Here is a 23,704-nt window from a genome sequence, read left to right on the forward strand (position 1 = left end):
AATGGATGAGCTGGACAAAGATGGTGTCGATAGCTGGCTCAAACGCAATGCGTCTCAGCGAAAGGCACTTCGCTCAATGCTTCACGCATTGAAAAATGAAGAATTACAAGAGATTGATTCTGAAGAGGATCACGATACAAGTAATGCAACTAAAAACAAGATTATGACTAAAATTACACAGTTGTTTAAAAAACTGGGCGTCCTGACCTTAGTCCTATGGATGGCCGGTTCTTTAAATGTGATGGCACAAAATAAGGATTTTGTGCCGGGTAAGGTTCGGGTCAAAATAAAACCGAACCAGGTAGAGATGGTCGCCAAGGGCATGAAAAAGTCCACGGCCATCGGGCAACTTAAAATCGGACTGAGCAGTTTCGATAAGATCAGTGCCAAATTTGCCGCTACCAAAATGGAGCGGGTATTCCCCCATGCCGGAAAAAATGAATCCCGCCACATTAAGCACGGGCTTCACCTGTGGTATGAGATCGATGTAGAAAATGAGGCCGATCTGCTAACCGTTGTTAGTGAATACGGAGGAAACGAGTACGTGGAAATGGCAGAGGCCATTCGCGTAAAATCTGTGGATTACACGGGAGTTGAAAGGGTGGAAATGCCTTCTTCCCCTGCGATGCCAATGAGCACCAACGATCCGTATCTGGCCGATCAGTGGCATCTTTTCAATGACGGAACCCTTCCGCAATCCGAGCCGGGAGTTGATATCAATGTCAGACCGGCCTGGGATATTACCACCGGTACGCCAAATGTGATCGTGGCAGTAGTAGACGGAGGTATCGATACCGAACACGAGGACCTGCGTGATAATTTATGGGTGAATGAAGCCGAGTTGAATGGAGAGCCCGGAGTAGACGACGACTTTAACGGGTATATTGATGATGTACACGGGTATAACTTTGTGGATCGTCAGGGGGACATTGTTGCTCATGAGCACGGGACCCACGTAGCTGGTACTGTTGCTGCTACCAGCAATAATGGTAAGGGAGTTGCCGGGGTAGCCGGTGGATCCGGAAACGGAGACGGGGTTCGTATGATCTCGGCCCAGGTATTTTCTCCCAATGGAGGAGGAGGGAACTTCCCTGCTGCCATCGTTTACGGTGCAGATAACGGGGCAGTGATCTCTCAGAATTCCTGGGGGTACCAGACCAGTGGATACTACGAGCAGGCCGTACTGGACGCTATCGACTACTTTGTGGAAGAAGCCGGGAATTATCCGGGAAGCCCGATGAAGGGTGGAGTAGTGTTATTTGCAGCCGGTAACAATGGAGTGGAAGAATTGCATTACCCATCGGTATATGAAAAGACCATTGCCGTTGCGGCAACCGGTGCAAACTACAAAAAAGCAGTTTACTCAAGTTACGGAAACTGGGTAGATCTTACCACCACCGGTGGAGATGTTAGCCAGGGCGTTAAGAACCAGGTGCTCAGTACCATTCCCGCGAATGGTTACGGATACCTTCAGGGTACCTCCATGGCCACCCCACATGCTTCGGGTGTGGCAGCACTTATCGTGTCTAAATATGGATCTTCAACCTTTACCAATAAGGAGCTTAAGCAAAGATTACTTACAGGAGTACGAGATATTGAATCGTATAACCCGGAATATGCCGGGAAATTAGGACTTGGTTTCATGGATGCAGCCCTGGCGCTTGCAGAAAATGATAATACAGCCCCTAATACGATAACCGATTTAAACCTGGTGGGAATTTCTCAGGATTTTGCCTCTTTGAGTTTTAGCGTTCCTTCTGATGAAGGAGACGGTACTCCGGAAAAATACCACGTGTATTGGTCTGCCAACGAAAACATGGGCGGAAAATCGGAACTGATCGTTACCAATGATTTCCGGGAAGTTGGAGATGTGATCGAAGTTACTATTGAAGACCTGGATTTCGAGACCGTGTATTATTTCTCAGTTGTCGCTGAAGACCGATGGGGGAACAGGTCTGAAATGTCACAGATCATTTCTGATAAAACCAACCAGGGTCCTGATATTAATACAGACCTGACCAGCCTGAACTATACCCTGGATGTGACCACGGTCACTTCTGTAGCGGAAATGTTACAGATCCAAAACGACCAGGATGGAATCTTGAACTGGACTGCAGAAACCAGACAGGTTTCCAACCAGGCTTCCTGGACCAGTGTACAGATGCCTGCTGCAGGTACAGCAAAATCCACAGCACAGCTCAATGTGGAAATGCAGGAAATACAAATGCCTGAGCCATTCCCGACAAAGGAGGCAGTGCTGTATGCATGGGAGCCTTCGGAGAAAAGGGATTATACCGCAAGCCCGATTTATGTAATCGGGGAAGAGGATACGACCATGACCAATTCCACGGCCACCAGGTTCGACGTTACCGAGCCGGATGGGTTTAACCTTACCCGTATCACTACCTATTTAAACCTGGATAAGGAAGATGGGCCTGCAGTAATGGAGATCTACAAAGGAACTCAGATCCATGAGGATAACCTGATCTACCGCGATAATAATTTCGAGGGTAATAAGGAAAATGATACGCGCTATTACTTCAGCAGCATGCAGGAACAATTGTTCTTTGAGCAGGGAGAAAGCTTCTGGGTGGTATTCCATGTGCCTGCCAATAATCTGTATCCAGTAGGTATGGCTCCGGAGACTACTCCGGGTTATTCAGACCGCTGTTTGATGAGTTTTGACCTTGGAAAGAGCTGGGTGCCGATTTCGCAAGCCATTGGAAGTGATGCCTGGGGTTGGGTGGTAACCGCCTCCAGCCAGTATGCGCCCCTGGGGCAATATACGACCCTTACACCTAGTGAAGGGCAGATCGCCGGTATTGGTACAACAGATATGGAAGTGGCTGTTGACGCCAGCAACCTGATCAATGGTACCTATAATTCCAATATTGTAATACAATCTAACGATGCAGATGAGCCTTTTTACAGGGTACCTGTGCGTGTTGGTGTTTCAGGACAGAAGCCTGAACTGAGCACCGTTAATATCCTTGACTTTGGAAGTGTATTTGAAGGGCTTTCCTCCACCAGGGAAATGACCATCGTTAATAGTGGACTTGGAAGATTTAAGACACAGTCTATTACCTCTTCCAATCCTGCCTTTGTAGTGAATACAGGGTGGAGTCTGCCGAATATCGATGCTAAATCAGAATATACATTATCCATTACCTACACGCCCTCGGGAATTGGTAACGAAAACGCTGTGATCACCATGACCAGTGCCAATGGTGATGTTCATGAATTCAATGTCTTTGGTGTGGGTACTGCAACTGCTGAAATGGAGGTTGCACCGGTTGTGATCGATATGGATAGCCTTATGGTAGGAGAGCCTGCCCAGGCAAGTGTTACCCTTACCAATAACGGGGAATATCCTTTACAATATGGTTTTCCTGCTTTTGCAGATGATCTGAGTCATATTGAAAACCTGCCTGATAATGTGCCGCAGTACAATTATGTCATGGAGAAAACCCCGTATAACGATTACGTGTTTAACGATATCTCCACTACCGGTACCGATGTAACAGACTTCTTTATTAATAATTCGGGAGTAGATTATTACAATGTGGAACTCGGATTCGACTTCCCGTATTACGGAGGGTATTATGATAACCTGAATATTACCAACCAGGGGGCCCTGACCATTGGGACTAACAGTAATTTTGCTTCCTCCCCGGGATTTGGGCGTTCATTTATGCCGGATGGATACATTGCGGCTGCACTTAGGGAATACGCATTCACCCTTGGGGGAAGTGTGCATTATAAAAGAGAGCCGGGTAAATTTATCCTGCAGTATACCGATGTGAGAAACAGCAGGGATAGAGCCACCGTGGCCCTAACCTTCCAGATCGAGTTGTACAGTAACGGAGACATTAAATTTATCTATGATAAGTTCGATGGATTGTTCTCCTTTCAATTGAACGGGTACTATAGTGGTATCGAAAATGAATCAAAAACTGATGGGGTGATAGTTCATTCCCAGAACGATAAGGTGAGTTTACCCCATGCGCCCCAGCAGATCGTTCACATTCACAGTCCCGGGATTGGCCTGATCAAGAGCGTTACGGAGCCAAAAGGATTGGTGCAGCCCGGTGGTTCTAAAGAACTACTTATCGTTATTGATGAGGAGAAACTGATCGAAGGGAATCACACCGAGTATATTTCTGTGCTCTCCAACGATCCGAATAACAGTTCCCAGGCTATTGAGATCAACCTCAATGTGATCGGGGGAGGCGTTTCCCAGCTCACGCTTAGTGAAACCGGGGTGGATTTTGGAAATGTATTCCAACAGGCGGATGTAACCGGAGTTATTGAAGTAAAGAATGACGGTTCACGTCAGATCGATATCACCGATATCGCATTTGCCAATGGTCAGCTGAGCTTTGACGGGGAGACCAGTTTAATTATCGAACCCAACCAAACCTATTATATTGATTATACCCTGAACACGCAGGACCTCGGACAGATCTCTGATGTGCTTGTGGTGACGGATGCCCAGGGCAGCACCTACGAGACCACCTTTAGTGGTGAGATCGTTGATGCGCCCGGGATCGGGGTCATGGAAGCTGCCTATGCAGAAACCATGGAACCCGATACGGAGGTCATGCGTTCGTTTAAGGTAACCAATACCGGTAACGCTACCCTGGAGTATGCCCTTGCTGCTTCAGAACACGTTACGGTAAATGAACCGGAAGCTGCTGTAAATGCTGTAGAAGAGTACACTTATGTATACCGCTCTACCTATGATGACGGTTCCAAGCCTACCTTCCAGTGGATAAAGCTTGGACTGGAAGATAAGGTGCCATTCTATCTGGCACAGGGTGATAACTGGGAGCAACTGGATCTTCCATTTGAATTTGAGTTCTACCAGAAAAAGTATACCAAGATCTGGATGGGTACCCAGGGGGTACTGAGCCTGCAGGAGGAAGTAGATGAATCATACAGTACATTCATCCCGAACAGGATCCCCGAAGATGATAACCTGAATGCCATCATCTCTCCATATTTTGGAAGGGGTGGTCCGAATGTAACTTCAGACGAAGCTGCCTGGGGCCGCTTTATGAAAGCCTTTGATGATAAGGTGGTTTTTGAGTGGAGATCGTATACCCCCGGTGGATTTGGAGGTACCTACAGCTTCCAGGCCATTCTCTATAAGAACGGAAAGATCAAATTCCAGTACAAGGATGGTTCAGCCTCTGGCGGATTAATTGGTATTGAGAATGAGGATGGAACGAAAGGATTCGAAATTGCCTACTTCCAGCCCTTCTTTGCAGATGGCGTGGCCGTGGATATCTATCCCGCGAAAAAGGAAACCCTTGAAGCCGGAGCCAGCAGGTCTTATGACCTGAAGTTTAGCACCATGGGGGCTGATGCCGGAGTGTACACTGAATCCCTTAAAGTGATCAATAATACTCCGCTGACACCTGAGGTGGAAGTACCCGTGGAAATTACGGTGAACGGAGAACCAAGATTCACCTTTAACCCGGACACCCTTGATATGGGAGAACAAATGGTATTGCCTGGAAAATCATATTCCTATGATATCTCTTTCTCTAATACCGGGAAAAAGGAGATGACGGTAAGTAACCTGCATGTTGAAGATGGCGCTACGGCTATTCTTGAACATCTGGTAGACGGATTCTTTGGTCCGAGCTGGAGAGCGGTCAGATCAACGGACGCTTTTACGGTAGCTCCCGGATTTGAATCCAAAACGTTCAGACTTACGGTAACGCCTGCTGAGGCGAACCCTGAATATGTGAATAAGGTGGTAGCAACAACCGATTTCGGTACTACCGAAGAAATGCCGATCATGGCCGACTTCAAGTTGCCGCCTTCCTTTACAGTGAATGAGGAGCCGGTGTATCATATGGCATACAATAATGATGTATATGATCATACGCTTCAGATGGGGAATGCGGAAGGACAATCGCCCCTGGTCTATACCCTTGGGATGGATTATGAAAGACCCGATGCTACTGCCGCAGAGGCTATGGAGGCTTCGGAAGGTAAAGCTGTATTGTTGAGCAATGCGCTAAGCCCGGCCGGAAATACCCCGGCAATAATACCGGCCAATGCCACATTTGCCAATCTGCTGGCCCATGATAATAACCAGCAGGCGTATACCACTCTTGGGTATGGAGGAGGATCTGAGTTTACCACCTCGACTCGGTTTGTTGCTCCAGAAGGCGGATTTAACCTGTCGCATGTACAAACGTGGTATGCACCGGGAACCTGGCTTGATTCTGACATCAAGGTGGAGATTCGCGTGGGTAGCAATGTGGCATCCGGAAAAGTGTTGCATAAGGAAACCCTGTCCTATGCGGTTAGTGAAGAAGATTTTGACGGAAGCCTGGTTACCTTTGAACTTGGGAAAACCGTAGAGTTGTTGCCGTACGAGCAGTTTTATGTTGTATTCACCTACCCACTGGGAGCTGAGTACCCTCAGGGAATTGCCGAAGTGGCGGAAGATGTGACGAACAGGTTCCAGTTCGTTTCCGGAGGTTTTTGGTATGATCTTGCTGATGCCGGATACTCCGGTTCAGGCTGGATGGTACGTGCCGGAGAAGTAACGCCTGCAGAGAAGAACTGGATCAGTATTCCTGGAGATATGCAGGGAGAGGTTGCAGCCGGAGGTACATTTGACCTCGGAATTCAATTGAATCCTCAAAGGGCGTCTGCTGCTGTAAATACGGGAAGCCTGTTGATCACGACCAACGATCCCGAAATGCGAAACGTAAGCATCCCGGTGAGACTGGATATCAACCAGGCTCCGAAGGTGGTGGCAGATGAGGTGTATTATGTAAATGAAAATGATACCCTCACCCTGAACCTTCAGCTGGATGACCTGGAAGGTGATATGATCTCCGGGGCTGTTCTTCTTACGGAAAAAGCAGGGGCAGGAATGACCTTTGAGAATGAAATGATCACCTTTACCTATACTCCGGGTTATGAGGATAGCGGAATCCATACCTTTGATATCGCCACAGAAGATGAACATGGCATAAAAGGGGTTTCGGTGATCCGTGTAGACGTTCAGGATGTCAACAGAAAGCCGGAAGTGGCAGAAATACCTACGCAGTACATCAACCTGTACAGCGGAGATTACCAGCTTAATTTTGGCGATATATTTGCCGATCCGGACGGTGAGCAGGTGCATTACACTGCAACGATCTCGGATGAAGGTGTTGCTGATCTGTTCAGGAACGACAATGCCATTATGGTCACTCCGATCAAGCTCGGAACTACTACGGTTACCCTGAAAGGTACCGATCCGAGAGGTGGAGAGATCACCACCAGTTTCGATGTGGTTGTTATCGGTAATGTAACCGAGGATGCCCAGCTCGATGCCAGTTGGAAAGTACATCCTAACCCGGTTGACGACATCATGAATATCAGGATGTACAGCCCGGTGATGGAATCTATGGATATCAATTTTTATAACGCACTTGGTATGCTGATCAAGTCTGCACAGTCTGACGGATCAGACGGCACAATAGAAATTTCGGTTTCTGACCTGACACCAGGAGTCTACTATGTAGAAATGGTGACAGCGAATGCGAAGTCTGTGAAGAAGATTGTGAAGAATTAAGTGTTAAGTTTTCTTTTTAAAAACCCGGCTCCTGGAGCCGGGTTTTTTGTTTTTCAGGGTTATGGAGTTGGAAGGTATTTGTATTCGTGAAGTTTGAGAAGTAAACGGTGGCGATCTGCCTGGTTTTTGGCGGCGGCTTATGCCATGTGCCTCGGTGGAATTCCTTAACAAACCTCCATGAATAGTTGCCGTGATTCCCTCCTCTATAAGGAGGGGTGGCAGCACTGAAGGGCAAAGTGGTTTTAATCCTGCATCAGCCAGTCATTTTTCAGGGCTTGTTTTGAATTATCAGTAAACGAATAGGTTTCCCCTTTCTTATAATTAAGTTGCACCGGACCTTCTAAGAGCATCTCCTGTCCGTCCCGGAGTATTTTAAGGCGTACAGGCGTATTCTCTTCAAGGGCGTAGCCCAGCATAGCCACTTTCATCAGATCGTCACTCTCGAAGGGTTTCTCGTTGAGCTCTAGCAATACATCTCCTTCTTTTACCCCGAGGGTATTAAAGAAAACGTTTTTGTCGTCCGGGAAGGAAGCGATTACCTGCTCCCTGGCCTGGTCGATACGGATATAGGGCTTTTTGGCTATGATGAAGGCAATTTGTTCCGGAACCATCGCTGCTGCGCGGGTTATCCCAACCTTTGCCAGGTATTGATCGTAGTTTACAGGGCCGCCTTCCACAATATGTTTTTGCAGGAAATCCCCCACCTCAGGATAGGTCAGGCTGGTGAATTCAGAAATGATCCCGTCTTCCTCGAAAGGCTGGTCAGGCCCGTACCGCTTGCTGAGTTCGCCCATAACGTCCAGAAGTCCCTTTTCTCCCTCAGATTGTTCCCGGATAATGATGTCCATACACATGGCCATGAGGGCGCCCTTCAGGTAAACGTTGGGAAACTGTTCTTTCATATCCGGATCGAGTATGTTCGCGCTCATTTCGGTAAAAGAAAGCTGATCTTTAAACTGCATGGAAAAATTCATCTTTTCATACATCCTGCGGTAGAACTCCTCTTCCCCGATCAGGTTTTCTGCCACCTGGAAATGCTGGGCGAAATATTCGGTGATCCCCTCGTACATCCATAGGTGTTTGGAAAGTTCCGGGGCGTTAAAATCCCAATACTGTATGTATTCCGAGTGGACGTTCAAGGGGGTCAGGGTATGAAAGAATTCATGTGAGATCACATCAGTAAGGTCTTCTGAGGTCATGTCTTCGCTGAAGACCGCAGTGGTCGAATAATTGTGCTCAAGGGCTCCGATACCCTTGGCATCGTCCTCAGCTCCCGAAGTTATATACGTAAGTACGGCGTATTTACCGGTGTTATTGATCTCGCCGAGATAGTGCTTTTGAGCTGCGATCATGGCCTCCAGATCCAGCATCAGTGCTGTGGCCGTAACCGAACTTTCCGAAGGGGCATACACCTGAAGCAGGACCTCCAGGTTGGCGACCTCCGAAGAAATAGCAGGCGTATTCGAGAACATAATGGGGTTGTCTACCAGTTCGGCATACCTGGCCGTCTGGTAGACAACCCTGTTTTCTGCCGGGTCCATGTCTTTTAGTGCGGTACCGGGATACAAGGTGGCCTCGTGGTCGATGGTTATGGTGTAGGACAGCTCTTCCTTACCTTCAAAATACCCGGCAAATCCACACATGTTTAACAGGTAATTCTGCCCTTCCAAAATATTAGTTCCCGCCGGGGAAAATATTGTTGTCCCCTCCCGGGTAAAGAAATCGGCCTCTTCGTTGTCAAAGGTGTCGTTGACCCTGTAAGTTACCTTTTCCAGAATAGTGGCATTTTCGATGAGCCAGGTATTGTCGTTTAAACGGGTCACAGCCAGTTCGTTTCCATCGGCATCTAAAGCCTGAAAATTTTCTGCGTACCGGCCGTAATCGGCTATGGAATAGGTGCCCGGAATAATACTGGGAAACATGAAGTGGATGGTTTCCTGGGTTATTTCCGGAGCGATAATGGAAACTTGTACCTGGTCGTCTGATACTGCTGTAAGGTCGATGTTTACCTGTACAGACTGCGCTCTTTTGCCTTTGGTTACAGATGCAGGTCCGCAACTGTACAATACTGCTGACAAGAGAATAATTAGACAAGATCGAATGCTCATAATAGCCTGAATGTTTTTGATGAAGTTATGCAGGCATAAGCGGTTGAGCTAAGAAATGATGGGGGAATACAGCGTGGCGCAGGTTATTCGGGGCAGGGAGTTTAAAAGGAAGATCCGGCAGCTCTAAGATAGAAAATTTAGGTGAGATCCAGGATGGATACCATGGGGAATTCCTTACAGTAACAATGTTAAGGAATTGTAAGCCCAGGACTAAGACCATGTTAACCACGCTATTTTAAGGGGGGAATTACAACTTTTTGACGAAGAATATAGGAGATTTTCTGTCTGTAGCGGGTTAATGTTTACATTTGGATTACAACCAATCGATTTACTGGAGAATTAAAAAATTGCTATGAAAAAAGAATTGCTAAAAGACATTTGTAAAAAGACCTTTCTAAAAAACCTCGAACGCGATCTGAAAGCAGTGGGAATCCCTGTGATCGCTGCCCAGATGGATTTTATCACCAACAGCTTTAAACGGTCCAGGGAATTTTGCCGTGTCCTCCTGGAAGAACTGAGTAATTGTGAGGATTTCTTTTTCTTTCTTGAACAGGATGAGATCAATGCGATTGTAGATGACGCCTATGTGGAGATGCAATGTGCGCCTATAAATTGGTAGTGTGGTGTGCACCCTGGTTTGCAATTGATATGAATTTCATCATAAGTTAACCTAATGTTGTGATAATGAGATTTTTGCGATTTTACTATTGTATATCTAAAAAAAATGTTAATTTAATTGGTCCATTGCAAAACAATCAATTTTCAACTAAGGTTTAGTTACTTGCGGAGGTGAGTAATCCTCTAAAACCAACCATCTATGAAAAAATCGATACCTAATGAAAACACTCCCAGGGATATCCTGAACTTGAAATCAAGGGGTGAACTGAAGGCGGTTGAATTTAAAGTCGCCAGACTGTCATCGAAATTAGCGAGACTTTTGAAAGAATACAGGGAACTTACCGAATGTAAAGGGGTTCCGGCAGAAAGTGTTGAAGCTTGCTATCTGGAGATGCAGATACAAAGAGATACAAAAAAACTTGCAGAATTGATCGCCGGGTCAGGCGGTATTTAAGCTTTATATTTTTAAGTTAGTTAGTAGGAGAGTCCGCAGTAGCATTGATACTGCGGACTTTTTTAATGCATCAGGGAAATAAGTCGTCCCAGGTCATCTTCCACCGTTTGGATGGAAAAGGCACCATGATACCTTCGGTACTCCTTGCCTTCGGCAAAAATAAGAAGGGTGGGAATGCTGAATACGGAATGACGGGCAGCCAGTTCAGGCTGCTCCGCACTGTCTTTAATATGGAATTCTACTTCCGGGTATTGTGCTGTCATGGCTTGGAGTTTCGGTTTTATGGCCTGGCAGATACCACAATGGGTCCCGCTAAAAAGTAAACAGGAAATGGAGTCGCTGACTTTCATGTTTTGAAGGGTTTTAGCATTGGTAGGAAGTGTGGTGCCCTCCTTACAGAGAAATGGCATATCTGTACAGGTGTTCTATTCAATATCCTTAACCGTTCTGAAGCCCAGGTGCTGCTGGCCGGAATCCAGGTCGGTAGCCATGCGTGCCGATACCCGGTAACTGGCGCAGTAGCTGTCACTGCAAAGGAAAGATCCGCCTTTTACCACCTTTTGAAGGACATAGGGTTGCCCGGGATTGTAATGTTCGGAAGCACCTTCCGGATCTTCAAGGATACCCTGTTCCAGGGCGCGGGCGTAGTAATTGCTGTTGTACCAGTCTGAGGTCCACTCCCAAACATTTCCGGCCATATCGTATAAGCCAAAACCGTTAGGCGGATAGGAGGCTACAGGAGCGGTGGTGATAAACCCATCTTCCTGGTCGTTCGACATCGGGAAGGCACCTGTCCAGCTGTTGTTTGAGATTTCCAGTTTTTCGCGATCATCGCCCCAGGGATATCTTTCCTTCAATAATCCGCCACGGGCAGCAAATTCCCATTCAGCCTCTGTTGGCAGTCTTCGGCCCACCCATTCGCAATAGGCTACGGCGTCTTCATAGGCAATATGCACCACGGGATGATCTTCCAGGCCTTCAATGGTGCTTTCCGGGCCCTTCGGATGACGCCAGTTGGCCCCGGTTTTCCATATCCACCATTGGGAATAATCCTGAAGATTGGCTACCGGTTGTTCGGGTTGCTTAAAGACCAGAGACCCCGGTTGCAGGACAGAGTCATGAGGCTTTGGCGTACCGGGAGGGACCTGTGTTTTAAGCGCTTCCCAGTCAATAGCCCTTTCGGCAATGGTCTTATAACCCGTCGCTGCTGTAAAGGCAGCAAATTGGGCATTGGTCACTTCGGTTTTATCAATAAAGAAGGGAGTTACCTTTACCGGATGTGCCGGTTTTTCATGAGGCCATGCCTGCCGGTCGCTTTCAGGGGCACCCATGGTAAATTGACCGCCTGGAATATACACCATGTCTTCAGGAGGGTCGGGGGCCATTTGAGTTACATCCGAAGATGATGCTGTTGGGCCGGCAGTAACCGATTTTTCATTTTTACAGGAAATCGATAAAAGTCCTTGTCCTATTAGCAGTAATGCTATCAGTCTGATATGAAGCGACATCGTGGTTCTGTTTTATTGTTAAATATAAGGTATTCTGTAGTGTAGGCGGACTTTTTTGGGGGCAGCTGCACAGTTTACAATATGAAATACAATCTATTGGAGTTAAACTCCTCTTTCGGGCTTATTGTATTAAATTGCATGACCAAAAAGTGAGAACAGATGTATCAGGATAATAGCTACAAGGACAAGGATCCCGATGCGATCCGGGAATTCGTTGCAAACCACCCCTTTGCCGTGCTATCGGGCTGCGATATAAATTATAATCCTGTAGCCACCCAGGTGCCGGTATTTCTCGAAAAAGAACAGGGAAAATGGCTGGTTCGCGGACATTTGATTCGGGATGCCGAGCACCATAAGGCCTTTCAGGAAAACCCAAGGGTGATGCTGGTGTTCCCCGGGCCTCATACCTATGTGAGTGCCACTGCCTATGCCCATCAGAGTCAGGCCTCGACATGGAATTATATGAGTGTCCAGATCAGGGGTAAGATACATTTTCGGGATAGGGAAGCACTTGTAAATATCCTTAAAAAAACGACGCTTCATTTTGAAAAATACAGGGAAGACTCTCCGACTGTTTATGAGAACCTCCCCGGGCATTATACCAGCCGCCTGTTGGACTATATCGTGGCTTTTGAGGTGGAGGTAGAGGATATGGACCATGTGTTTAAGCTCAGCCAGGATAAGGACAGGGAAAGCTTTGAGAATGTTATCACCCATCTCCGGGAAGGAGATCCCAATGCAAGGGCCATTGCCGAAGAGATGGAGAAACGGAAGAAGGATCTGTTCGGGTAGGACACTAATGGGATAGATCGGGTAACGCATACTTACTAAAGAGGTGTGCAGTTTTTCTTATGGCATACCAGCCGGCTGCCCACCAGCTAAGGGTAGGAATACGCGACTAACCTATAGATGGATGCTATATTGAAGGATCCGGATTTGTTTTCTTATCTCCCTACATCCCTACATCCCTACATCCCTACATCCCTACATCCCCAAATCCCTATATCCCCACCTTTAAAAAAACTCTTTGCCATTAAAATAACATATTGTAATATTGCAATATGGGAATAACGAAAACAGAAGGATTCGATCCTCAGGTCCTGCACATGTCAGAGGTCATTAAAGCCCTAGGGCATCCGGCCCGTCTGGCCATCATGGAATACCTGGCAAAAAGTCCATCATGTATCTGCAGTGATATCATATCTGAATTGCCTTTGGCGCAGCCAACAGTATCAAGGCATTTATCGGAACTCAAAAAGGTAGGGCTGATCAAAGGAGAGATCTCAGGAAAAAACATGTGCTATTGTATCGACCGGGAGGGTTGGAATGCAGTTATGGAATATTTCGCGCAATTATCTGCCTGTATGGAAGCCCCAACAGAAAAGTGTAATTCATCAAAAAATAAATAAAACGAACACTCATGAAATTATCGGAAGTAAAAGCAGCTCTGGCACAGATTGATGCCTTGTATTTTGAATTGCCGGATGGAAGTATGGTACCGTCACATTTCCATGTTACCGAGATAGGGGAAGTGCAAAGGCGCTTTATTGACTGCGGGGGAACACTGAGAAAACAGACGGTGATCAATTTTCAATTATTCACTGCAGAAGACTATGATCACAGGCTTCTTGCAACCAAGTTAAAGGATATCATCGCTGTATCGGAAAAGCAGTTGTTGTTGGATGACCATGAGATCGAAGTGGAGTACCAGGGGAGCACCATTGAAAAATACGGCCTGGAATTTAACGGGAAGCACTTTATGTTGACTCCCACTCATACCGATTGCCTGGCTAAAGAAGCCTGTGGTATCCCGGAGAAAAAGCCAAAAGTGCGACTTTCTGAATTGCAGGCGACTGCAGGAGCATGTACGCCCGGGTCGGGTTGTTGTTAAAAAGGGATCTTAAGGGTCGCAGATCTAACTGTACTCCACCTTTAATTTCGTAGGAGTAATTTCTGCCTGCAGGAGCTGTTTGCTTTCAGAATAACGACAGGATCTCCCCACACAAGGGATTGTTCCTGTTATCAGTTTTGCATGAAAATTCTGGGGAAAGATATGACTCCTTTCCCCGGACAGCAGGTGCTGCATAAAGCCGGGCGAATGCGGGTATTCCATTTTAAGGATTCAAATTAGAGACCACAAACGAGATTTTGCTTTGATAAATAATTCCCAAAACCCATCCATCTCCCTCGGACTCCGGGAAAACTGGAAACAATTTACCTTACTCGTTCTTATCAATGCCTTCGTCGGAGGTATGGTTGGATTAGAGCGTACTATTTTGCCTGAACTTGCCGAGCAGGAATTCGGGATGGTGGTAAAGTCGACCATCCTGTCTTTTATTGTGGTGTTCGGCATCACCAAGGCAGTGGCGAATTATTATGCAGGGGCCTGGGCAAATAAGGTAGGGCGAAAGAACTTGCTGGTCATCGGGTGGGTGTTTGCCCTTCCTGTGCCGCTGATACTCATGCTGGCCCCTACCTGGGGATGGATCGTATTTGCAAATATACTTCTGGGGATCAATCAGGGTCTTTCATGGTCTAGTACAGTGGTCATGAAGATCGACCTGGTGGGGGAGAAAGACAGGGGGCTGGCCATGGGCCTGAATGAATCTGCCGGGTACCTGGCCGTTGGAGGGGTAGCTTTTCTAACAGGATGGATCGCTTCCCGTTATGGTATCCGGCCATATCCGTTTTATTTGGGAATCTTTTTTGCAGTAATGGGCATACTGGGGTCCTGGTTGCTGGTAAAGGATACCCGCCACCATGTGGCTGCCGAGACAAAGACCAGCTCCGTACGTAAACTAAGGCATATCTTCAGGGAAACGACCTGGACGGACAGGAACCTGGGCTCGATTACCCAGGCCGGTTTCGTGAATAACCTGAATGACGGGATGGTTTGGGGGTTACTTCCCATACTATTAGCATCCAGGTCCTTTTCCCTGGATCAGATCGGGATTATTGTTGCGGTTTATCCGTCTGTATGGGGGCTTGGACAACTGCTGACCGGCAAGATGGCGGATCATTTTCAGAAAAAAAAGTTGCTCTTTACAGGAATGCTAAGCCAGGCTTTTGCCCTATGTGCTATGCTTTGGGCGGTTAGCTTTTCAGAATTCCTGCTTCTTTCTGTGGTTCTGGGAGCAGGTACCGCACTGGTATACCCTACCTTTCTGGCCGGGGTGGCAGAATTTACCCATCCGGAACAACGCGCAAAGAGTATAGGAGTATTTCGCCTCTGGAGAGACCTTGGTTATGCTGCAGGAGCTATTTTGACCGGGGTCATTGCCGATATGTGGGGGGTGTTACCATCTGTTGGAGTCATTGCATGCTTAACATTGATCTCGGCTTTGATCATAAAAATCAGAATGGATTAATGAACTCCGGAGTTCATTAATCCTGTTTCAGGAATAGCTTTGAACCCTGTTTTTATTTCGGGGAAAGATCAGAGCTTCCTGGAAAGTTCTGCCGGAAGCAATTGTTCCAGGATCGCTTTCTGCCCCTTTTCTATGGCGAGAAACTTCCAGTCGGAGCTGCCATTTTCTGAAATGGCATAGACCTGTTTTTCAGCCTTCACCCTAAAAAAGTCGGTAGCGGCGTCATAACTCACATTGTTTGATCCGAACGATTGCTCCAGCGAGATCAGGGTCATACTGATTCGTGATTTTTTCTCTTCATCCGTAAGTGAGTCCTGGCTCATGAATTTCATGTTCATCTGGTTGGAATAGGTGAGCAGGGCATAATGTTTCTCATCGATGTGTTCAGGCGCTTCGATATTTTCGATCTTCAGGTTGGTGATCTCAAAGGTAATGTCGGGATTGTTAAAGGATTGCTCCATAAGTTTAAGCAGATCTGCCTTTGGATAGATCTCAAAGAAGCCCGGCACTATATAATCCAGGGCCTTTTCGAAATCTTTATCCGAAATCGCTTCCTGGTATTCGGTGAATTCGTTCGCAATTTGCTGCTTTACATCTTTTTGCTGTGCAACGACAGTGAGACTGGTAAACAGGATAATAAAAAGGGGTTTCAAGTTCATGTTTAAAATTTTGAGGTTTTTTATGGTAAACTCAGGGTTCAATGGGGATTGGTACCCTGATTCTAATATATGGATATATTCGAAATACAGTAAGTTAAAACGTCCAATACTTGCTTTTCTTTATATTTAAGGAAACTGAAACCCGAAATACCTTGAAGAGATCTGTTCGAATAACCCTCCGCATCCTTGGAATACTACTCTTATTGCTTGCCGTTGTTGCCCTTGGAGGTTGGATCTATGTGAAATCCGAATTCCTGGATTTTGAAAACGACTTTACAGAGAAAAGGAGTTTTCCGGAGCTAAACAGTGAGGGCTTTACTTTTACAGACCGCAATGGAAATGGTACGCTGGATGCCTATGAGGATAGTCGTTTGCCCGTCGATGCACGGGTGGAGGATGTGCTGGCCCGGATGACAACAGAAGAAAAGATCCACCTGTTAAAGGGTTCAGGTCTTGCTTCGGCCATGGGAAGTGTTGATCCGGGAGAGGGCATACCCGGAGCTGTGGGAACCATAGTGCCTACTCCCCGGTTAGGACTGCCAGCCTTATACCTTTCTGACGGACCTGCGGGATTGCGCATAGAACCTACCCGGGAAGGGGAAGAGCGCAGCTATTACTGTACGGCTTTTCCCATAGCCACCCTTCTTGCTTCCACCTGGAATGCGGATCTTGTAGAAGCGGTTGGAGCTGCCATGGGCGACGAGGCGAAGGCATATGGGATTGATGTGATCCTGGGGCCAGGGGCAAACATTCATCGTCATCCTTTTTGCGGAAGAAATTTTGAATACTATTCTGAAGACCCGGTTTTGTCGGGAGATATGGGCGCTGCCATGGTTAATGGGATAGAAGCCAGCGGGGTGGGAACCTCGGTAAAGCATTTTGTGGCCAACAACCAGGAAACCAATCGCAAATACAACGATGTGCGTATCTCGGAACGCGCCCTGCGCGAGATCTATCTCAAAGGCTTTGAGATCATCGTTAAAAAGGCGCAGCCAGCTACGATAATGTCGTCGTATAATATGGTAAATGGCACGTATACTGCCGAAAGCAGGAAACTGTTGACCGGGGTGTTGAGAGATGAATGGCAATTTGAAGGCCTGGTGATGTCAGACTGGTTCGGAGGTGAAGATGCCCCGGCCATGATCAAAGCGGGAAATGATCTGTTGGAGCCCGGAACCAAAAAACAGTGGGATGCCTTAAAGGACGCTTACAACGATGGAAGTCTGTCGGAAGGGGATATTGATACGGCGGTGCGTCGGATACTGAAACTTATCATTACCTCCGGGAAAATGGAGAATTACGCCTATGATAACAACCCGGACCTGGAAGCTCATGCCGAAATTACCCGCTTGTCTGCATCCGAGGGCATGGTGCTGCTCAGGAACAAGAAAACGCTGCCCTTGCCACCGGCGCTTAATGTGGCCTTACTGGGTGTTACCTCCTATGACTTTATCGCAGGAGGTACGGGTTCCGGCGATGTAAATGAGGCGTACACGGTTTCCCTGGAGGAAGGTTTAATAAATGCAGGCTACACCATTAACCGCGAAGCCAGGGATATGTATGAGGCCCTTAAAAAAACACAGCCGGAAGCCTTTGTAAAGCCTGAAGGAATCGATGCTATGTTTACCCCTTATCAGCCGCCGCAACTCACCTATACCTTTGCTCAACTCAATAAACTGGCTGCAACATCGGATGTGGCTGTGATTACCATTGGTCGTAACGCGGGGGAAGGTGGCGACAGGGTAGAGGTGGATGATTTTTTACTGACAGCCGAAGAACAGGAAATGATCAGGAATACCTGCGAGGTATTTCACCGGCAGGGGAAAAGGGTCATTGTAGTATTAAATATCGGTGGGGTAATCGAAACGGCTTCCTGGAAATCGCTTCCCGATGCCATTCTGCTCGCCTGGCAGGGCGGACAGGAAGGGGGAAATGCAGTGGCAGATATCCTGAGCGGGAAGACAACCCCAAGCGGTAAACTTCCGGTGACCTTTCCTGTTGCGGTAAGCGATCACGCTTCCCACTCCAATTTTCCGCTTGACGGGGAACCGATGAGCCTGACCGACCTCATTTTTAGCGGTCCGGCTAAAAAAAGCGCCGAAGTGCGTAATCATGATTTTACCGATTATGAAGAAGGCATTTATGTAGGCTATCGTCATTTCGATAAGAAGGGACTGGAGGTATCCTACCCCTTTGGGTATGGGTTGTCGTATACCACTTTTAGCTATGGAGTTCCTGAAATTAGTCTTGCTAACGATACCGTAAGGGTGACTCTGGAGGTGAAAAATTCGGGGAAATTTCCCGGTAAGGAAGTGTTTCAGGTCTATGTGTCCAAACCGGATTCCATGGTCGACAGGCCGGAAAAGGAACTTAAAGCCTTCGAAAAGACCGCCTTACTGGAACCTGGCCAGGAAGCTGTGATTTCCATGAAGATCCCGGTTTCAGACCTCGCCTACTGGGATGAGAAAGCATCCCGCTGGGTGGTGGAAGAAGGCAGATACGAGATCCGGATCGGAACCTCTTCCCGTGATATAAAGACCACTACCGAGATCTCCCTCTAATCCTTTAGAATTAACTACCCCTTCCCCTGTTTCAGGGGAAGGTGGCAGTGCATAAGCACTGACGGAAGGTGTTCATGCTTTGGGCGTAATTATAAGAGTTACGCTTTAAAGCGACAGTTCGCTTATTGCAATTACGTTCCCCTTCCCCTGAACGAGGGGAAGGTGGCAGTGCATAAGCACTGACGGAAGGGGTTGCTGAACAGGACCTGGAAATCCTTTTAACTTTCTCAAAATTAAACACATAAGCATATATATGCTTTAAAATCACTAATTTACAGGTTCATTAATTCCTAACCTGAAATAAGATGAACCGTCGTAAATTTATCAATTCCTCCGGCCTGACCATGGGACTCGCAGGATTCTTTCCTTCCGTATTAACCACCTGGGATACTGCCGCCCAGCCTGCTGCTCAGGGTATAGCCCCTGTCTTGGATACATCTTCCTGGGATTGGGTACGTACCCAGTTTGAACTGGACCATTCCAGGATACAGATGTCTCAGATGCTGTTGGCTTCCCACCCGCTTCCTGTAAAGGAGGCTATTGCCAAACACAGAACGGCCTATAATGAGAGTCCGGCAACGTATTGGGAAGAGCACTTTATGACGGCCGAGAAAGAGGTAACTGCAGCAGCCGGCAAATACATGAATGTAGACCCGGAGGAGATCGCTCTGACCGATAGTACGACCATGGGAACTTCCCTGTTGTTCAACGGTATGAAACTGAAACCCGGAGACGAGGTCCTGCAAACCACCCACGACCATTACGTTACCGATATGTCTGTGAAATATGCATGTGAGAAGAGTGGCGCCGTGTATCGAAGGATTGATGAATACGCGGATCCCCGCACGGTCTCGGTAGACGAAGTGACTTCCAATATACGAAAAGCCATTTCTGATAAGACCAGGGTTGTAGTGGTAACCTGGGTACATAGTTGTACGGGGGTAAAACTTCCGATAAGGGCCATATCTGAGGTTATTGCAGAAGTTAATCAGGGGCGGGGTGATGAAGACCGCCTCTATTTTGTCGTCGATGGTGTCCATGGGTTTGGAAACCAGGACGAGGATATCAGTGCCCTTGGATGTGACTTTTTTTCTGCAGGCACCCATAAATGGATCTTTGGCCCCAGGGGTACGGGAGTGCTCTACGGTAAAAAGAGTGCATGGGATTTTGTCAGGCCTACCATTCCGGCATTTTCCAGGTATGCTTATGACACCTGGCTGGGTATTGATACGCCTGCCCAGCCAACCTTTAACGAATTGATGTCGCCCGGTGGTTTCCACGCCTTTGATCATCGGTGGGCACTGAATGCAGCTTTTGATTTTCAAAGTGAACTGGGAAGAGACAAGGTACATGAGCGGACTACTGAATTGAGTACCCGGCTTAAATCAGGACTTCAGAGCATGGGTCATGTAGATCTTATTACTCCCGCTGATGAAGGGCTTTCTGCCGGGATCAATTGCTTTATGGTGAAGGGAATGCAAACCCCCGAACTGGTTCAGAAACTTCATGAGAAAGGCATTATTGCAAGCGCTTCTCCTTATGCGGTAAGCTACACAAGGCTTACGCCCTGTGTGATCAATACCGAAGAAGAAGTCGATAAGTGCCTGGCTGTTGTAGAAGAGATGGCTGGCTGATTTTAGGTATTCAGATTAAAGGCCAGGAAGCGAAATGAATAGTAAATTCCAGGGTATCCTCAGGTAGTGGGGTAACCCGGAAAAATAAAATTATATTGCAGAATCCTGTAGTTGCTTCAGGTATTTTTCGGAACGTAAGCGAAAGGGCCCCTGATCTGATTCATCGGGATGAAGCCCCCATTCTGAATGGTAACAGGCAGTAAAGTTGGAATTGGTATTAACAGTGCCTGTTTTTAGTATATAACTTCATAATATACAGGGTAAATATCAATATCGGAATGATTATTACACTGCCTTCCGGCCCGAATTCTCCCCCTGTAAGCCAGGATTTATCAGAAGTAAAGGTGATCTCGGAAATTCGTGGCTTTTCATGGCCGCTGGCTGTGAACCCGAAAACGGGACCCTGGAAGAAATTCCATCCAATATGCATCCCCATAGACAACCACAGCATTTTCGTGGTCAGGTACCCGTAGATCCGCAAAAATCCAAATCCCATAATGATCACAGTGGAAAGCAGTCCTGCATTGGGGTTTGCGGCATGTAGCAGACCGTAGATAATACAGGAAAGAACAATGGCCGGGACCCATCCCATGCCTTCAGCGAAATTTTGTAAAAGATACCCCCTGAAGACCACTTCTTCCCAATATCCGACAAGGATGTTTTCCAGTAAGATAAGGGATAGTGAACCAAGTGAAATGGTACTCATAAAACTGATGAAATCGGTAGTGAATTCCTGTTCCGGGTAAAGGTTGAAATTAATTCCGTGAAACTGAATAAGACCGAAAACGAGCAGGATGGTGAAAAAAGTCAGGCCCATTAATCCGCTTAAAAGGAACCCAACCCCAAGGTCTTTAACAGCGGTACGGTTAAATTGCAGGCCCAGGGAGAGCAGGGTCTTTTTGTCGAGAAATTTGCGTCCGAGAAATACAGCGATCGTAGTGGAAATAGCCAGGACGGATACGATTATCAGGCTGTAATCCTGAACGTATTCTTTTTTTGTGATTTCACCCAGCAAGGGTTTAATTATAAGTGCAGTTGCGCTAAGCGTCCAAAAAAGGATTATAAATAGTAGGATACGCCATCCTGTTCGCAGTCTCGCTTCCGAAGGATTGATAAATAAAGGTTGCATGAGGTTGGTTTTTTGATTGATTAATTGATGATTAATAGTATGACGTTAAATGTTTAGAATGGTTACAATACCACATCTGTATATGTTGCAGATCGTGAGGTTTAGGGGCTTCCCGGATGAATGAAGATGAAACCGAACCTCGGTAATAAGCCCGGTTTCACCTCTTCAGCATCAACAAACCACTAGTTTCGAGCGTTCAGGTCGTAATGCTTATAAAAATCGTGTTGTTCCTCCAGGAAGTCCATATAGGATTTTCCCTCGGCAAAATCGATGTTGTCTCCAAACAGCACTACGATTCCTTCCATGGGTTCGGCATAAGGGTTGTAGATCACGTGCCTGACGTAAGGGGGGACAAATACGCTCATTCCGGGTTTTAATTCTATAACTTCATCGCCGAGCTCAGCCTTACCCTTTCCTTTGGTAATGATAATTAAATTGGGAACCTGGCCTTTATCAAGTCCGCGTTCGGCATTGGCGGCCTGCTCGGGTCCGATGCTGAACCATCCGATACGCTTATCTTTCATGGTGTAAAGCCCGACATGATCTACCCCGTGAGTGGGCAGGGAACCATCTCTTGCGAAGCGGGTGATCTCTACGATTCCGGTTTTCCAGAAATGTTCCATCACCTCATAGCCCAGAGCATCTTCTCTTACCCCTATGGAAAAGCCATCCATGGAGCGGATATTTAAACCTACCTGGTCTGTGCCGAAAGATTTGGCTGAGGCTGTGGCTGCGGTCCATTTCCCGGAATAGAGGTTGTCCAGCACTTCTTTACCTGCAAAATCAAAGTACCAGGTAGGAGTTTCGGGTTTTCCCTGGTGCAGGGTCACCTGGTGAGGTCCATAGTTGTGGAAGGTATATTGCTTATTCTTTCCTACCTTATACGCTTCCTGTGTCCTTTCCGATCGGACATGCCACCATTCATCTCCCACTTTAATACCGAAATAAACAGAATGGGCCATGGGGTCAGTTTTGTAACTCTCAACAAAATCGCTTAGAATGGATTCTGTTGTTTTTTCCTGTGCCTGAGTACAAAAGAAACTCAATATAAGTACAGGGAACAGGAATTGGAGTAGGCTTCTTTTTTTGTGATACATAGTTCTCATTTTAATTCGTTTTTTGGTTAATAGTACGTTGTGGTCACACCATATAGAAGAGTGAAACCCCTCGTAGTTACAGGGGGTTTAGCTTGTTGTGGTGAAAAGTTTCTATTTGTGGTGAAATGTTTGTCAGCCCATTACTTTGAGCTCCTGAAGCTTCTTTAAGAGTGGCTCCCGGTAGGTTTTTGATACAGGAACCATAGTGTCAAAAGGGTCAAGAACAAGGGTAGTATCCAGTTTAGAGCCCTTTATGCCCGTTACATGATCCAGATTGATCAAATACGAACGGTGACAACGGCAAATTGCCGGGTCATTTATTTGTGTTACTAATTTGCTTAAGCTGCCCCTCATTACAAATTTATATTCGTTGCCTTGCTCGAGGTAGAACAGCTCTACATAATTATCCTGGGCTCTTCCATACAGAAAGCGCGAAGAAGCCAGGGTGATCTCGTCTTTATTACCGGCTCCTTTGAAGTGGAGCAATCTGTCGGGATTGACCGCCGAATCTTTTTCGGTTAAAATGTGCTCCATCCTGGTTTGCAGAGAGCGGTACCGGAAAAAGAAAAATACCCCTGTCATGGGGAAGATCAACACCGCGGAAACATCCCTTAAGAAACCCTGGTAACTGCTGAAACGCAGATCGTGCCAATTGCCCAGGAAATTATAAGTAAAGAATATGGCAGTATCAAGGAATAACAGGGTCCAAAGGCTCCACAAAACGATCCTTTTGAGCGAAGCCTTGGTGAAGAAAAGTGGTCTTAAAAGAAATTCATTAGCCAGGGAACAAAGGATTAAGACCAAAAAGAAATAAAAGATCTCTCTGAAGAAGTAAATGTCATAGTCATGGTTAGGGTCGTAGTTATCTACCCCGAAAGGAAGAAAGAAAACGATAAAGGCATAAAAGAAAATCGCCATAACCACACTGAGGGTTAGCTTGTAGGCTTTGGAATCGTAAAACGAAAGATCGTAGTTTTCCATAA

16 protein-coding genes are annotated in these 23,704 nt (G+C 46.8%); 9 read left to right on the forward strand and 7 right to left on the reverse strand.

Annotation, left to right across the window (positions count from 1 at the left end; translation table 11 throughout):
- Position 1 precedes the first annotated feature (1 nt).
- Positions 2-7,585 (forward strand): S8 family serine peptidase, encoded by a 7,584-nt coding sequence (locus tag K7R11_RS03685; RefSeq protein WP_224488735.1) that lies wholly within the window; start codon positions 2-4, stop codon positions 7,583-7,585.
- Positions 7,586-7,827: 242 nt separating this feature from the next.
- On the opposite strand, the gene K7R11_RS03690 is transcribed toward K7R11_RS03685, so the two are convergent.
- The gene (locus K7R11_RS03690; RefSeq protein WP_224488736.1) at positions 7,828-9,693 is read right to left on the reverse strand and encodes a M61 family metallopeptidase; all 1,866 of its coding nucleotides are present in this window, start codon (positions 9,691-9,693) and stop codon (positions 7,828-7,830) included.
- Positions 9,694-10,045: 352 nt separating this feature from the next.
- On the opposite strand from K7R11_RS03690, the gene K7R11_RS03695 reads away from it, so the two are divergent.
- Positions 10,046-10,312 (forward strand): hypothetical protein, encoded by a 267-nt coding sequence (locus K7R11_RS03695; protein ID WP_224488737.1) that lies wholly within the window; start codon positions 10,046-10,048, stop codon positions 10,310-10,312.
- Positions 10,313-10,510: 198 nt separating this feature from the next.
- Positions 10,511-10,765 carry a hypothetical protein gene (locus K7R11_RS03700; protein WP_224488738.1) on the forward strand — a complete coding sequence of 85 codons (255 nt, stop codon included), beginning with the start codon at positions 10,511-10,513 and terminating at the stop codon, positions 10,763-10,765.
- A gap of 62 nt (positions 10,766-10,827) precedes the next feature.
- Here the strand turns inward: K7R11_RS03700 and K7R11_RS03705 are convergent, their stop codons facing one another.
- Both K7R11_RS03705 and K7R11_RS03710 read right to left on the reverse strand, forming a co-directional pair.
- The gene (locus K7R11_RS03705) at positions 10,828-11,115 is read right to left on the reverse strand and encodes a thioredoxin family protein (RefSeq protein WP_224488740.1); all 288 of its coding nucleotides are present in this window, start codon (positions 11,113-11,115) and stop codon (positions 10,828-10,830) included.
- Positions 11,116-11,190: 75 nt separating this feature from the next.
- Positions 11,191-12,273, reverse strand: coding sequence for a formylglycine-generating enzyme family protein (locus K7R11_RS03710; protein ID WP_224488742.1), 1,083 nt, complete (start codon positions 12,271-12,273; stop codon positions 11,191-11,193).
- A gap of 159 nt (positions 12,274-12,432) precedes the next feature.
- On the opposite strand from K7R11_RS03710, the gene K7R11_RS03715 reads away from it, so the two are divergent.
- The 4 genes from K7R11_RS03715 (at position 12,433) to K7R11_RS03730 (ending at position 15,641) form a co-directional block, all read left to right on the forward strand.
- On the forward strand, positions 12,433-13,065 hold the full coding sequence (locus K7R11_RS03715) for an FMN-binding negative transcriptional regulator (RefSeq protein WP_224488743.1): 633 nt from the start codon (positions 12,433-12,435) through the stop codon (positions 13,063-13,065).
- 269 nt (positions 13,066-13,334) lie between these two features.
- On the forward strand, positions 13,335-13,682 hold the full coding sequence (locus K7R11_RS03720; RefSeq protein WP_224488745.1) for an ArsR/SmtB family transcription factor: 348 nt from the start codon (positions 13,335-13,337) through the stop codon (positions 13,680-13,682).
- Positions 13,683-13,693: 11 nt separating this feature from the next.
- On the forward strand, positions 13,694-14,164 hold the full coding sequence (locus K7R11_RS03725; RefSeq protein WP_224488747.1) for a DUF6428 family protein: 471 nt from the start codon (positions 13,694-13,696) through the stop codon (positions 14,162-14,164).
- A 262-nt stretch (positions 14,165-14,426) separates the two neighbouring features.
- Positions 14,427-15,641, forward strand: coding sequence for an MFS transporter (locus tag K7R11_RS03730; RefSeq protein ID WP_224488748.1), 1,215 nt, complete (start codon positions 14,427-14,429; stop codon positions 15,639-15,641).
- A gap of 68 nt (positions 15,642-15,709) precedes the next feature.
- Here the strand turns inward: K7R11_RS03730 and K7R11_RS03735 are convergent, their stop codons facing one another.
- Positions 15,710-16,300 (reverse strand): hypothetical protein, encoded by a 591-nt coding sequence (locus tag K7R11_RS03735; protein WP_224488749.1) that lies wholly within the window; start codon positions 16,298-16,300, stop codon positions 15,710-15,712.
- Between the two features lie 152 nt (positions 16,301-16,452).
- Between K7R11_RS03735 and K7R11_RS03740 the strand changes: the two genes are divergently transcribed.
- Positions 16,453-18,861 carry a beta-glucosidase family protein gene (locus K7R11_RS03740; RefSeq protein WP_224488750.1) on the forward strand — a complete coding sequence of 803 codons (2,409 nt, stop codon included), beginning with the start codon at positions 16,453-16,455 and terminating at the stop codon, positions 18,859-18,861.
- 305 nt (positions 18,862-19,166) lie between these two features.
- On the forward strand, positions 19,167-20,495 hold the full coding sequence (locus K7R11_RS03745) for an aminotransferase class V-fold PLP-dependent enzyme (protein WP_224488751.1): 1,329 nt from the start codon (positions 19,167-19,169) through the stop codon (positions 20,493-20,495).
- Positions 20,496-20,712: 217 nt separating this feature from the next.
- Here K7R11_RS03745 and K7R11_RS03750 read toward each other — a convergent pair whose 3' ends face one another.
- From K7R11_RS03750 to K7R11_RS03760, 3 genes are all read right to left on the reverse strand, one after another.
- Positions 20,713-21,624 carry a CPBP family intramembrane glutamic endopeptidase gene (locus K7R11_RS03750; RefSeq protein WP_224488752.1) on the reverse strand — a complete coding sequence of 304 codons (912 nt, stop codon included), beginning with the start codon at positions 21,622-21,624 and terminating at the stop codon, positions 20,713-20,715.
- A gap of 182 nt (positions 21,625-21,806) precedes the next feature.
- Entirely contained in the window at positions 21,807-22,721 is a 915-nt protein-coding gene (locus K7R11_RS03755) for a cupin domain-containing protein (RefSeq protein ID WP_224488753.1), read from the reverse strand.
- Positions 22,722-22,853: 132 nt separating this feature from the next.
- Entirely contained in the window at positions 22,854-23,702 is an 849-nt protein-coding gene (locus tag K7R11_RS03760; RefSeq protein WP_224488755.1) for a LytTR family DNA-binding domain-containing protein, read from the reverse strand.
- Positions 23,703-23,704 lie beyond the last annotated feature (2 nt).

Origin of the sequence: Robertkochia flava (genome assembly GCF_020166515.1) — a bacterium.
In the GTDB taxonomy this organism is placed as follows: domain Bacteria; phylum Bacteroidota; class Bacteroidia; order Flavobacteriales; family Flavobacteriaceae; genus Robertkochia; species Robertkochia flava.